A 13,824-nucleotide genomic window follows, 5' to 3' on the forward strand; every position below is an offset into this window, starting at 1 on the left:
CTTGTGATGACGGTAAAAACCAGCTATAACACGTTGCCGATATGCTAGATGATTTGGTCAAAAGCAAACATATCTCTTTCGCCCAAGTGGTTAGGGATAGCTGGTATACCTCCGGTAAAACTGATGGCAAAAATTGACATTTTGCGAAATATTTACTATTTTATATTGTAAAATAATCGTTTAGTATATGACACATGAGGAGTATCCAAGTCTAAATAAATCACTTGAAAAAAGGGAGTGGGTATCACTAGAAATCCTGTCAGGAAAACTCATAAAAATTCGCAGCTTCCCGGCAGAGAAAAAAGTCAAGCTTTTTGGTGTTACTCTTTCTACCAACAGCACGGAATATATAGCAACCAAGGACTTAAATTAAGGGGACACAACCGATATAAAAAAAGTTGTCTGAACTTTTTAAAGTTGAATAATTGCATCGCTATCTCAAATAATTCATCGGCATATAAGCTGGTCAAGAGCGCAAAGCCGTGAAGCAAATAAATCCTATTATCTGGGCAATCGTAGTGTGAATTTTTCACAAAAACCGCACATTTCATAGCACCACAAAGTTTACACTTTAAAGTAGTAATGACTGTTATGTCCCCTCAAATAAAAACTTAAAAACTACTATATGTTTCCTCCTCCTTTAACAGGAAAATCGGTATTTTTTTGAAAATTAAAGTTTTTATTTTCATGACGGTCGCTCACATATTTTTCCGAGCCTTCGGAAGTTTTAGTACCCTATATTATATAGCGTGGATACGTAAGTTCTGAGGGACTCACGATCGCCGAGCGCGACAGTTTATACAGCAACAAAGCCCGTGTCCGATAATTGTCGAGACCGTGAGCGAGCACGCTCGCGAGCAAGAGTTCGTTTATGTTTGCAGTCGCTCACGCTCGCGTCGAACTTACGTTAATCAAGTTAATTGTTGATAGGCGATCTGATCGGGTGCTGCTCACATGGTGGGTGAAGTGGCGGTAGAGATTATTAAATGTCTGGCTTTAGCCCCCCGCTTAAGGGCAACCAAGAAACATTTCGATGAAGCAATCGGCTTCATCCTTTAGTTGTCGAAGAGTTTGTCACTCTGCGTTAATTTTACCGCTCTAATTCTTCCTTTTGATAGAGTAAACGGGCTAAAATATGGCTTTAATAGAAAGTATTATTGCACTGCTTCTAGGAGTTCCTCAAATGAAGAGTGGGGAGTAGGTGAAGAATAGGGATAGATAATCTGACGGTACTTGTGGGGTATATCTCGCGTCAGCTTACCCCATAGTATTTCTTTCTATTCTTTAGGGAACTCCATTGAAGTGAAAATAAAAGCGAGAAGAACACCCTTCAAGAAGATTTGAAAAAATGAGGGAATAAAAAGATGGACAACATGAACAGGGAAAATATGGGACAGCGTTACTGTGCCCTGATTATCGGAATCCTCTTCGCGGTTATAGGTTTGGCTGGATTTGTACCAGGTCTTGTTTCACTGCCACCTACAGGTGCGGCTATCCCGGTTGATACATCTCCTAACATCTATTCGGCGGGATTTGGCTATCTATTCGGGCTATTCCCAACCAATCTCTTGCATAACATCGTACACATAGTAGTTGGCAGCGTGGGGATTGTTGCGTATACCAGTTCGGGTGGTGCGCGTCTATACAATCGGGGTTTTGCGATCGCCTATGCCTTAATCGCAATCATGGGATTGCTGCCTGTGGCTCAGACAACGTTCGGCTTAATGCCGATTTTCGGGAACAATGTTTGGTTCAACGCCCTAACAGCCACCGTCGCTGGCTACTTTGGGTTTGTCCAACCGACACAAACAATGCCACAGATGAACACGTCGCCCAGATCTTAAGAGAGGACTGATAGCGTCTTACTGCGGGATGAGTGTATGCTCATTCCCGTAGCGGGATGGTTTTTGGATTGAAAAAATGCGGTACAGTTTCCTGAATTTATTCGTGGAGTTCTTTTAAGAAGAGGTTAGAAAAAATTCTCTTCCAATCTATAACTCTAGGTAGAAAGCCAGGGAAACTGTAGCCGTTACTTTGTTTAATTATAGGAAGCAAATAAATCTACAATAATAGTCTCTCTAAAGCTCTGTTTGTTTAACAAGTTTTTGAGTTGATTCAAGCTTTTATCCCGCTCTATAGCAGATCGAAGCACAGCAATATTAGGTAAGAAATCCAGATATTTTATCACGTCAAAGAGCTGGAGTTCCATGCGCGGGTGTTCGAGGCCGATCCACGCTTTGCGAGCTTGTTGCTAGAACAGTTCGGTGAAGCTAATAGCGAACTCAAAGTGGCAATGCAGTATTTTACTCAGGCATTGGCCGCCCGCAAGCCGTACCTCGACAAGTACGACATGGTGATAGAGATTGCGACTGTAGTTTACCATTTAGTCCACTCCTTTAGGTAGAAGCATAGGTTAATCAATAGGGAATGGGTTGGAAAAAAAGTCGGCAAATTCTAGTAATGGAAGACTTTATAGTAAGATGCTTAAAAGGACTATGTTTCTCTCCAGAGATGGGGCGGATTGAGCAGGAAAATCTATAAATGTAAGGCGAGTGTTTTTTAAATTGACGATTAAGATTTAGTATGTCTCTATTAGAACCTTCAAAGGATTCTAATCGTCTGTTCTCAGAAAGAGCAAGTTGTCGCTTCATACCCTAGTTATTCCCCAGGAAAGATTGGCTCAAAAAGGAATACGAATAACATATAGAAACATATAGAGTCAACGGGTTCAGACGCAAGTTTTCTGAAGAATATGAGCGAGAATATTTACGGCAATCTTAAAGGATTACAACCGAGTCACATCAAACAATTACAGCAGCTTTCCGAGCAGCGGCAGCCAAGCGATCGCCCGATCGCCCCCGAATTTGCTCAGAAGCTAGCAGCCATTAGTACAGAAATTCATCAGCCAGTATGCAGCTACATTAATCGACGCGGGCAGGTAGTCCGAGTCGGGGTAGGTACGCCACAACAGACTCAAATTCCGCCGCAAGAGCTGCCTCAACAGGGCGCTGGGCTCTTGAGTGGAATTCGTTGCGTTGCCACTCAACTCAAAGGAGAGGCACCTGATCCTGCAGCACTGATGGTCATGGCACGGCAACGCTTAGATGCTTTGGTGGTGTTAATCCCCAACAGCAATGGAACCCAAAGACGAGATGACAGCCCTACTGGCTATGTCAAAGAAGCTTATCTAGCTCACCTGGTACCCGATTTAGACACGCCTTGCCTCGTTTCTCCTCCCCTCAGTCTGGATGACCTGACTGAGCAAGACTTTGACGACTTAGTTGATGGATGGGAAAGGGATTTTCAAGAAGCAGGCTTTGAAACATCTCAATTGCCAGCAATTGAGAGTGAGGGCGATCGCGTTCTGCTGGTTGGGTTAATGACCGAGGATCATACTGCCCAACGGTTTCAAGATGGACTAGACGAACTCGTCCGGTTAGTTGAGAGTGCGGGAGGAGAGGTACTGGAGACGGTGCACCAAAAGCGATCGCATCCCCATCCTCAAACTGTCGTCGGTCAAGGAAAAGTAGAAGAAATTACGCTTTTGGCTCATCAGCTTGGAGCCAATGTCATTGTCTTTGACCGAGATATCTCTCCCTCTCAAGCGCGAAACTTGGAAAACCAGATTGGAATCGAAGTAGTAGACCGGACTCAAGTCATTCTCGATATTTTCGCTCAACGTGCTCAATCCCAGGCCGGTAAATTGCAAGTGGAACTGGCGCAATTGGAGTATATGCTACCTCGGCTTCGGGGTCGAGGTCAGGCGATGTCAAGATTAGGGGCTGGAATTGGGACGCGAGGTCCTGGTGAAACCAAACTAGAGACTGAGCGACGAGTCATTCAGCGGCGAATCGCGCAACTCCAGCAATCCGTGAACCAACTACAGGCACATCGCGCCCGCTTACGGCAACAACGACAGCAGCAAGAAGTCCCCTCTATTGCATTGGTAGGTTATACGAATGCGGGTAAATCCACCCTGTTAAATGTGTTGACTCATGCCGAAGTTTACACAGCCGATCGCCTGTTTGCCACCCTCGACCCGACGACGCGAAAGATTGTCATTACAGATCCGCAAACCCAGGAACGGCGATCGGTTCTTCTGACAGACACGGTTGGATTTATTCACGAACTCCCGCCACCGCTAATGGATGCGTTCCGAGCCACACTAGAGGAAGTTACGGAGGCAGATGCCCTGCTTCATGTCGTCGATCTTTCTCATCCAGCTTGGCAAAGCCATATCCGTTCAGTGATGGACGTGTTAGAAGAAATGCCTGCCCTTCCGGGGAAAGCTTTGATTGCCTTTAATAAGATCGATCGGGTCGATAGCGAAACTCTAGCTTTAGCCCAGCAAGAATATCCCGAAGCTGTATTTATTTCAGCCACTCAAAGCTTGGGTTTAGATACTTTAAGGCAGCGATTGCTACAATTTATGGACGACGGCGTTTTATCTCCAGCACTTGTAGAACAGTAGAAGGGAGCGATCGTGTTGACTATAAATTTGAATTTGGTAATGCGACTATTAAGCTGTTGTGCATCTAAATCGCATATTTAATCCCTCTGTTTTCAATACTGGGAGAATATAAGACGCTCACAGCGCAACCAAATCCCTAACTACTCCTTCATTAAGAAGAGTCCGAAACTCCTTCAAATAATGGATTAATTTGCACAATTTTAGTCCCAGACTTGTCAGCTTAAACCCTTATAACCAGGGACGAATTAAACAATAAAAAATGTACGGTTGAATAATTAATTTAAAATTATTCATCGTACTTTTTTATGTCTTACTATTCTACCACCCACGATATTGTTAAAATTGGACAATTAACTGAGATGAAAGAGTCAATCTATTGGTTGAATTTCTAGCTAACTAATCATCGTCATCGAAATAGTTGGTGTGAATACTTACTAATAAGTAAACCCTCCAAATAATTTCCCACCACCGTTGTCTGCTCGGATAATCCCTGCGACGATAATCGACCCATCCTAACTCGTTCTGGACTTGCTTAAAGTCAGACTAAATCCAATCTTTTTAAATTATAAATTCGAGCAGCTTTGAGGTGAATATTCCCTCACAATTAGTGATAATATACCAACTGTTTTCACCAGTTGAATCGGTAGTATTACATGAAGGTAAGTGGGTAGTATCTCAGCAGATGGCGTTTCCAAAAAATAATTTGTCTCATAAATCGGGGTTCGACTTGACGATGTGATAGCTGGTGTTGGTAAGGTTTCCAGCTATTATAACGTACTTGTTTTCCAGGCGCGAGCTCTCGCACCATGATTGCTGCCAAGGGCAACAATAAAATGCAAACCTAGCCGATATAATGTACCAATGACATCTCCACTTTTTCCATATAAACTGTGTGCTAAAACCTAAGAGATATGAAATCCAATTTCTGTGAGTTATTGCAGAATTTCTACAGCTAGCTGAGGTTAGCCTTTATAGGTGTCTCCGGGTAGCAGACGCCCTCTGGTCTTAAAGATTTTCAACAGCAATCGATAAGTGATTCCTCCTACAACTGCATAGGCATTGACCGATACAATTCCCCCGGCGGTTTTATAGTCATTTCAAATAAGAATGAGAACATTAAAAAATGAGGTAAAATGAAAAAAAATCCTTAACCAGTTAGGAAAATGTCTTACAGCATAGATTTGAGAAAAAGAGTAGTGGATTATGTAGAAAATGGCGGTCGTATCGCCCAAGCTGCTGTCCTATTTAAGGTAGGAAGAGCAACGATATATCGGTGGTTGGGTCGGTCAGACCTTCAAGCTACAAAGGTAAAAAGACGTAAGATAAAACTAGATTGGCAGGCATTAGAAAAGGATGTTAAAGAGAATCCAGATGCCAGATTAATCGACAGAACCAAGAAGTTTGGAACCAGACCCAGTGCCATATCTTATGCTCTTAAAGAAATGAAAATTACCCGAAAAAAAAAGAACTTCGTTACCAGGAGAGAAACCGAGAAGAAAGGATGAAATACTACTCTCCTCTCAGAGAATTGATTAAAGTATCTGGAAGTCAAAGTCTGGTTTTTCTTGATGAATCAGGATTTGAGCCGTTTCAAGATTGTGCTTATGGCTGGTCAAAAAAAGGAAAAAAAATCTGGGGTGAAAAGTCCGGCAAACCGGGAAAAAGAGAAAATCTAGTAGCCGTTCGACTGAAAGGAGAAAAGGACTTAATTGCCCCAATGGTTTTTACGGGAAGCCTCAATGCAGAAGGCTTTGAAGGGTGGTTATCTTTATATTTATTACCCTCTCTAACAAAGCCATCTATATTAATCATGGATAATGCACCGATTCATCGAAAAACAGCGATTCGAGAACTGGTAGAGGAAACGGGTCATCAAGTTCTTTTTCTCCCGAAATATTCTCCAGACCTGAACGATATTGAACACGATTTTAGTGCCTTAAAGCGAGCCAGAATGTATGCTCCTGCTGGCACATCTTTAGATGAACTCATCTGTGCCTACTGCGCTCAATAGTGTCTCTTTTTTATTTGAAATGACTATATCTAAGTTTCCAATGTACTGTTTGGATACATAATCAGTAGCTTCGCCTTTTTTGACATCTCCATTTTTCTCAATACAGAGGATAGTTTGTTGTTCTCTAATTAATTGAAGAATCTATTTTAATCTAGTCTCTCTTAAAGCTGGATGTTCCCCAATTGAATTCTGTAAAAAGTGATGTAAAGATTGGCTATTGGATAACCCAACCCCTCCGGCTATGTTGGGCAAGGATTTACGGGGGAGTTCTGATAACAGTTCGAGATTTAGGAGTTTAAATACTTCATAATTTCTGCCTTCATCAAACAGGTGTCGATAGTTGTGGGAATACTCATGGATGAATTTGAACGAGGGTGAGGCTATACGTGGTAGTGGGGCCATGAGATGTATCTTCAAAAAACTGAAGAGAACTCTCCCTATTTTACAACGCAATAATTTGACGAACAATTAACAGCCACTCGTCAACTGATGAAATTAAGCATAGTCGTTCCAGAAGCGATCGGCGAGCGGGATAACTAGCGCTCGACCCTGGGAGAAGTGGCGATAAAACCAGGGATAACTGGCGAGCGTTCGTCAAAGGTCGATCGGCATCGTAAAAAATGTAGAACGCACCCAAAAATAATTAGATACCATACAAGAATTATCCCGATTTGCCCTACTTTTATTTCTGAAAGAAGCGACTAAACAACCGTCACCTCTTAGAGACTCTGAGGAATATTATAACATTTTAAAAATGGTTAATAAACTATTTTATAAATTATTTGGATGACTATTTTTCAGTAGCGAGCAGTTACATCTTTGGTTGCTGTCGGCGTCTTATACTGTCCCCAAAGTGACAAAAGAGGATCGTGAGAGCAAACGCGATCTCCTTTTTTTGGCACACTATATGTATGGTGCCTGCGTAAGTCCTGAACTAAATACTTCTTTCCTAGATAACTAAATACTTCTTCTTTCTACGTCGCAATTACCTATTACCAATTCCCTTAATTCACGCTCCGGAAGTCACAGATACACGGATAGCTGTTTTTTCCTTTTTCCTGTTCCGCCCCACTTCCCCACGATCAATTCAAATACTTAGCTTAGGATAGCGAAATCTGCTTGCGTAAAAACAGGCGGCGCGGCTGGCCGAACAGCCTACCAGTCCAATTCCAATCCACCTGTTGCAAGCGATAGCCGGCTTGATAGTACAACTGTCGCGCCGCGTGATTATTTTCCAGAACGTGGAGGTAAATCTCAGAAAATCCCCATTCTCTGGCTGTCTCCTCGCAGTTGCTGAGCAATTGTTGAGCAACGCCCTGTCGGCGGTAGTCCGGGTGAACGGCTAAATTCGACAAATAAGGATAGTCAGAACTCGGTATTTGCCAAGGAAAACGAGAACGCAGAGCCATTTCTACTGTTCCTGCCATGCGCTGATCTCGGTGCGATCTATAATTCTGCGTTCCCTCGTCCCGCGAGACTAGCTCAGCAACCAGACAAATGTAATGTTCTGCCTTAGAACGCAGTCGATTTTTTAAATCTTCGTAAATGCCCAAACGCAACACTGGATACACCCATTCTACAAACCCCTCGCGGGAGTGAAAGCTCATGGCTAAAATATCAGCTAGCTGCGTTAAGTCGTTGGGCGCAGCGACCCGGATCGAAAAACCAGAAAGTCCGGGAGTTTGTTGTTGGTGAGATGGTGAGGAAAAAAATGAAGGATTCACAATGCCAGGCCACTATATTAATTTTTTTACGCGGGTTTCTAAGCTACCATCTTAGAAAATTCACTGATGTTATACTGATCTTATAACGTAACTTATAGGCATAGTTTATTAGCCAGATTAAATTACATTTTTTTGTGCTTGACTTTAAGTAGTATGTGAGGTAAATGAAAAATTCTTAGCATTTAATACTCTACTTATGAAAAAATAAAACTCATCCCCTAATACTAGATTTGTGGATAAGCTATTTGGCCTTTAAATTGAAGCTTGATTCCTGGCTTTCGACCGGCATCACAAGAGTTTAAGTAAACAGTAGCTTACAAATTAAATGCGCGACAGCTTAGCGGGCAAGGTATTAAAAACAATCACAAAGGTTTCAACGTCAGGTTCCCGGAATCTTACCGCTCTCTGCTTACGGAAATACCCGATCGAATATAATTTATCCGTCAAGCGGTAGTTGAAAAACTCAACGACTAACCAGACTAACACCGGCCGCGCTGGCGCGTCGGAGGTTCCCCGCCGCCCCCCGACCGGGCACCCCTGCTTTCAGCAGTTCTGGGCAATCCATCGCCCGTCCCCGATCGAACCGGCCTTACCTGTTGAGCTAGGGGGTACTTTCCCAACTTCCAATTTAAATTTGGATGCCTGGAAACAGTCTGCAGGGGTTTTCCCCGTCGGTTCGATACTCTGCTGCGCGCGAGCGAGACCTTCAAAACCTCGATCGAGCTGATTGACCCCGCCCAAAAACCCATATACGCCACCGACACTGGTCGTGGAGAGATCAAAATTTTAGACCCTAGTTCAAGCTCCGCGATTCATCTGTGGAGTAAATCTAAAATCTAAAATCTAAAATCTAAAATCGACTGATCGGTTTCCACAGAGTACATCCCTAGCTAAGATTAACAGATGGATGCTCGAGCTTGCGGTGTTTGGCCGCAGTAATTGGCTTGTCGAAGGTCTGCAGGAGGCACAAAAAATGCCGAGATCGGGGAAAAAAGTGCAAGTCTAACTAAAATGGTACAGCAATTGCGTCACTCCCACAGACACCTCTGTGGTCTGTCAGCCACCCCCGAATATCAGTCACGGGCTCGGCGCCGGATTGTGGTCGGTATCCTTGGCTGACTGTTAAAGTTGCTATTACTTGTGGGAAAAAACACAGGCGAAGATGTTGGTTGTCTATTGTATCTTGCTGCGGGCAGCTTTCACATACCAAATAAAACAGTCCCAGGAGCCAGAAGCAAACATAAATTTGGCAAATCAACTCACAATCAGGACGGTTATTCCTATGTATTCTGAGATATCCCGACGGCAGTTAAAATGACAGGATTTGTGTTTGCTCTCCTGCATAAAGGTAAGGGGTGAAAGAAAATTATCGGGAGACGGGTTTATGTGAATATCATTAAATAATAAAATTGGGGTGCACGACAGATAACTGTGGCTCAGAAGAATTCCGCATTGAAAACCCAGACATCAAAAATCAAGGTTGATGCTTGCCTCGCACACTCACAACAACTTCATATCCACGAATTATTGTGATATTATTTTCCCAAAATAATGGCACTCTAGGCTAAATCCCAACCCTTATGTCATCAGTCATTCGCAATCGAAAATCGAAAATCGAAAATGGTATGACTTCAGCAATTTAAATCGGCGAATTCTTCCTTTGATCAGACTTATTAAATCGAACAGCCCCGGGGCACAGGAGAACGGTGCATGAATTCCCAAGAAAATCCTAAGCTAAAAATTCTGATCGTCGATGACGAACCGGATAACCTCGACTTGCTTTACCGCACCTTCCATCGAGACTACAAAGTGCTCAGAGCCGAATCGGGTCCCGCTGCTCTCGAAATTTTGGCAAAAGAGGGAGAAGTTGCGGTGATTATCTCCGACCAGCGAATGCCAAAAATGAGCGGTACGGAGTTTCTCAGCCTGACGGCGGCTCAGTACCCCGACGTGATCCGAATTATTTTAACTGGCTATACGGATGTTGAAGATTTAGTTGAAGCTATTAACGCTGGCAAAGTATTCAAATACGTTACCAAGCCTTGGGATGCTCAAGAGCTGATAAATCTTGTCAGTCAAGCTGTTGAGACTCACAATCTTCTGAAAACGCGCACCAATGAACTGCGCCGTGCTTTGAGCCAAGAATCGCTGCTTTATGCCGTTACCAATACTATCCGATCGGCTCTCAATTACCAGCAAATGCTGCAAAGAATTGTGGAAAGTGTTGGGCAGATGTTTGAGGTGAGTTGCTGTCTGCTGCGGCCGTTCCAAGACGGCCGAGTGGCCGATGAGTGGTTCGTTTACCAGAAGGCAGAAACTAAAGGGTTGCGGGGCGATGAGGAAGCGATGCCCGGAGATGCTTCTGCTGCCGAACTCTCCCCAGATTTGCTGCCGGATTTGGTTTGGGAAACTCTGGATGTGGAGGTGATTCAAGATGCCCAAACTGACGATCGAGTTTTAAACTGGGATAATCAGCAACGACAGCAGGCTTACGAAGCTGCGAATATTCGATCGAGCTTGATCGTACCGCTGTTTTACAAAATGGAACTGATGGCAGTCTTGGCGCTGCACCAGTTCGATCGACCGCGCCAGTGGCAAGACCACGAGGTACAGTTGGTAATTACGGTGGCAGACCAAGCGGCTTTGGCGCTTTCTCAAGCCCGGGCTTACGAACAGGTGCGGGCGCTGGCCAAGCGCGAGGCCTTAGTCAATACTATTACTACGGCAATTCGATCGAGTCTCGATCCCCAAAATATTTTTGCAGCCATTACTCAACAACTCGGCCAAGCTTTACAAGTGGACGGCTGCGCCCTATCTCTGTGGACAGAAGATGATGAATACGTCCAATGCGTGGGGCTATACGACACAAATAGAGATACCGTGGCTGTAGAAGAAGGTTTTAACCATCCAGAGGTAGTTGCGAACCCTCTTGGCCCTGAGACGATTTCGGCCGATGCTGTTGGGAATGCTCCCGCCTGGGTTTTTGCCCATCCTTCCCTGCCACAGTCTTTGGTGCCGATTCGGGGCAATCCGGTGTTGCTGCAAGTTATGGTATCAAAAGAGCCGGTGGCGATCGAAGATCTCGACGAACACCCCGAGTTAAATGTTACAGAACTGCAAGTTCGATCGCCAGCCCGCGCCCTGTTAGTCGTTCCCTTACTCTCAGAAGGCAAAATCATCGGCAGCATTTCCCTGCGCCAAAATCGCAGCATCCGCCGCTGGAACATCTCAGACATTGACCTGGCTCAAATAGTCGCCACTCAAGCTGCTCTGGCCGTACAGCAGTCGCGCCTCTACCAGACTACCAGACAGCAGGCAGAACGGCTTCTGGAAGCCGATCGGCTCAAAACCGAATTTTTCCAAAATATCTCCCACGAGTTCCGCACCCCTCTAACTCTAACCATCGGCCCTCTGGAATCAGCTTGCAGGCGCCAAGAAGACTTGCCCTACGAACAAGCCGTAATCGCTTTGCGTAATTCCCGCCGCCTCCTGCGCTTGGTAAATCAACTGCTGGACTTACAGCGACTCGATGCCGGACGGATGCAGCCGAGTTTTCGCCCCTGCGATTTAGTCGGTTTCTGTTACTCTACCGCAGAGTCATTCCGCGCCTACTGCGAGAAAAAGGGACTCCACTTAATTACCCAACTGCAAGAATGTCCTTTACTTTATTTGGATCTTGAAAGATTTGACAAAGTTATTTACAACCTGCTGTCAAATGCTGTCAAATTCACCCCAGAAGGCGGAACTATCACCCTGAAAGTTGAATCGGCCGGCGCTCACTGCTTGTTGCAAGTAAAAGACACTGGTATCGGCATTCGCACGGAACAAATTCCCTATTTATTCGAGCGGTTTCACCAAGCCGAAGGTTCAGCTAGCCGTTCCTATGAAGGCAGCGGCTTAGGTTTGGCACTTGTCAAAGAATTAGTCGAACTCCACCGCGGTCAAATTTCAGTTGAGTCAGTTTACGGCGAAGGTACTACTTTTACCGTTTGGCTGCACTTCGGTTCGACTCACTTGCCCCCGGAACAGGTACTAGAAATACCTGCGGAGTTTCACTCATCCAAAGCTGCGGTGGAACTGGCAGATGTGGAGGCGGAGTTGTCTGAAAATGAGGCAGAAAATCATAACTTTGAGGCGCTCCAACCGATTAAATCAGAAACAGCAGTGGGAACGGTTTTGGTGGTTGACGACAATCCCGATTTGCGCTTTTATGTGTCGGCTATTCTGCGAGATTCCGGCTTTGCAGTTTTGCTCGCCCGCAACGGAGAAGAAGGATTTGCCGTGGCTAAAAAACGTCGCCCTAATTTAATTATAACGGATTTGATGATGCCTTTGATTTCGGGCTTGGATTTGATTCGCATGATTCGAGAGGATGAGGAATTGCAGGGAACTCCGGCAATTTTGCTGACTGCTAAAGCCGACGAAGATACTCGAATAGAAGGAGTAGAACGGGGTGCGGATGCTTATTTGTCCAAGCCTTTTAATGATAGAGAATTGTTGGCGGAAGTGCGGAATTTGATCGCCCTCAAACAAAACGAGCGCCGAGTGCAGCAGTTGAACAGTTATTTAACTGAGTCGGTGCTGCGCCGATTTTTACCGCCGGCGATGGTGAAGGCCGCAGCGGCTGGAGATTTGGCCCTGGATTTGCGCCCGGAACCGCGATTGATTACTATTTTGTTTAGCGATATTGTCGGTTTTACTCAAATGGCAAATACGCTGCGCTCGCGCCGGGTAGCTGAGCTGTTGAATGAATATTTGGCGGCAATGACTAAGGCTATTTTTGACAGTGGCGGTACGGTGGACAAGTTTGTTGGAGATGCGGTAATGGCTTTCTTTGGCGCGCCGGAGGAACTAACGCCTAATGAGCAAGTACGTCGCGCTGTGGCTGCTGCGGGGCAAATGCTGCGAGCTCTGAAGGAGCTTAACAAGGGCTGGTTGGAGCAGGGAATTGTTGGGGAAAATGGCGTGCCTCCGGTGCGGTTTCGCTGCGGAATTCACCAGGGTACTGCGGTGGTGGGGATGTTTGGTGGCCCCGATCGAGCGGATTATACTGCGATCGGGCCGAGCGTGAATATTGCCGCCCGCTTGCAAGAGGCGACGGAACCAAACACTGTGCTAATTTCGGCGGCGGTTGCAGATTATGTTGAGGAAAATCGCATTGTTAAATATAAGCCTTTGAAACTAAAGGGAATTGATGAAACGGTATTGACTTTTTTACTAAATTGTGATTAGTCATTAGAAGTATTATATGTTGATATCCCACGCACAATTTTGGGAACAACCTATTCCTAAATAAGTAGATGAGCGGCAAAATATCTATGTAGTCCAAAGCGATAGTCACTCCGTGAAACGCTCTTTAGAAGCGATATTTTAGGAAAACAATCGCCCGATTGATGATAGCTTGATAGTCGGTGACATACTAAAGTTTATGTACACCTACTTACTGGCCGTAAACAATGTGTTAAATTTAACTTGAATCACGCTAGTTAATGTTGCTTTACATAAACAGAAATTTTTTCGCCTACCTACTTAAGCGCGCGGATCTGCGCTCCGCCTGGGGAGTCAATTGTTTAATCTTTAATCTTTAATCGACTCACCAAAGTTCAAGCTTTTGAATG

General features: G+C 44.8%; 7 protein-coding genes and 1 pseudogene. 6 read left to right on the forward strand and 2 right to left on the reverse strand.

Annotation, left to right across the window (positions count from 1 at the left end):
- Positions 1 to 187: 187 nt before the first annotated feature.
- From D0A34_05635 to D0A34_05655, 5 genes and pseudogenes are all read left to right on the forward strand, one after another.
- Positions 188 to 373, forward strand: coding sequence for a hypothetical protein (locus tag D0A34_05635; GenBank protein UNU18426.1), 186 nt, complete (start codon positions 188 to 190; stop codon positions 371 to 373).
- A 991-nt stretch (positions 374 to 1,364) separates the two neighbouring features.
- A complete protein-coding gene (locus D0A34_05640) occupies positions 1,365 to 1,844 on the forward strand; it encodes a DUF4383 domain-containing protein (GenBank protein ID UNU18427.1) in 480 nt (159 codons plus the stop codon).
- Between the two features lie 332 nt (positions 1,845 to 2,176).
- Positions 2,177 to 2,404 carry a hypothetical protein gene (locus D0A34_05645; GenBank protein UNU18428.1) on the forward strand — a complete coding sequence of 76 codons (228 nt, stop codon included), beginning with the start codon at positions 2,177 to 2,179 and terminating at the stop codon, positions 2,402 to 2,404.
- 348 nt (positions 2,405 to 2,752) lie between these two features.
- The gene (gene hflX / locus D0A34_05650) at positions 2,753 to 4,471 is read left to right on the forward strand and encodes a GTPase HflX (protein ID UNU18429.1); all 1,719 of its coding nucleotides are present in this window, start codon (positions 2,753 to 2,755) and stop codon (positions 4,469 to 4,471) included.
- 1,163 nt (positions 4,472 to 5,634) lie between these two features.
- Positions 5,635 to 6,482 (forward strand): annotated as a pseudogene (locus D0A34_05655) (IS630 family transposase).
- Between the two features lie 1,100 nt (positions 6,483 to 7,582).
- Here the strand turns inward: D0A34_05655 and D0A34_05660 are convergent.
- Both D0A34_05660 and D0A34_05665 read right to left on the reverse strand, forming a co-directional pair.
- Positions 7,583 to 8,206 (reverse strand): GNAT family N-acetyltransferase, encoded by a 624-nt coding sequence (locus D0A34_05660; GenBank protein ID UNU18430.1) that lies wholly within the window; start codon positions 8,204 to 8,206, stop codon positions 7,583 to 7,585.
- A gap of 479 nt (positions 8,207 to 8,685) precedes the next feature.
- The gene (locus D0A34_05665; GenBank protein UNU18431.1) at positions 8,686 to 8,955 is read right to left on the reverse strand and encodes a hypothetical protein; all 270 of its coding nucleotides are present in this window, start codon (positions 8,953 to 8,955) and stop codon (positions 8,686 to 8,688) included.
- A 961-nt stretch (positions 8,956 to 9,916) separates the two neighbouring features.
- Here D0A34_05665 and D0A34_05670 point away from each other — a divergent pair.
- Entirely contained in the window at positions 9,917 to 13,438 is a 3,522-nt protein-coding gene (locus D0A34_05670; protein ID UNU18432.1) for a response regulator, read from the forward strand.
- The last annotated feature ends 386 nt before the right edge of the window (positions 13,439 to 13,824 follow it).

It is taken from the genome of Microcoleus vaginatus PCC 9802 (genome assembly GCA_022701275.1).
Classification (GTDB): domain Bacteria; phylum Cyanobacteriota; class Cyanobacteriia; order Cyanobacteriales; family Microcoleaceae; genus Microcoleus; species Microcoleus vaginatus_A.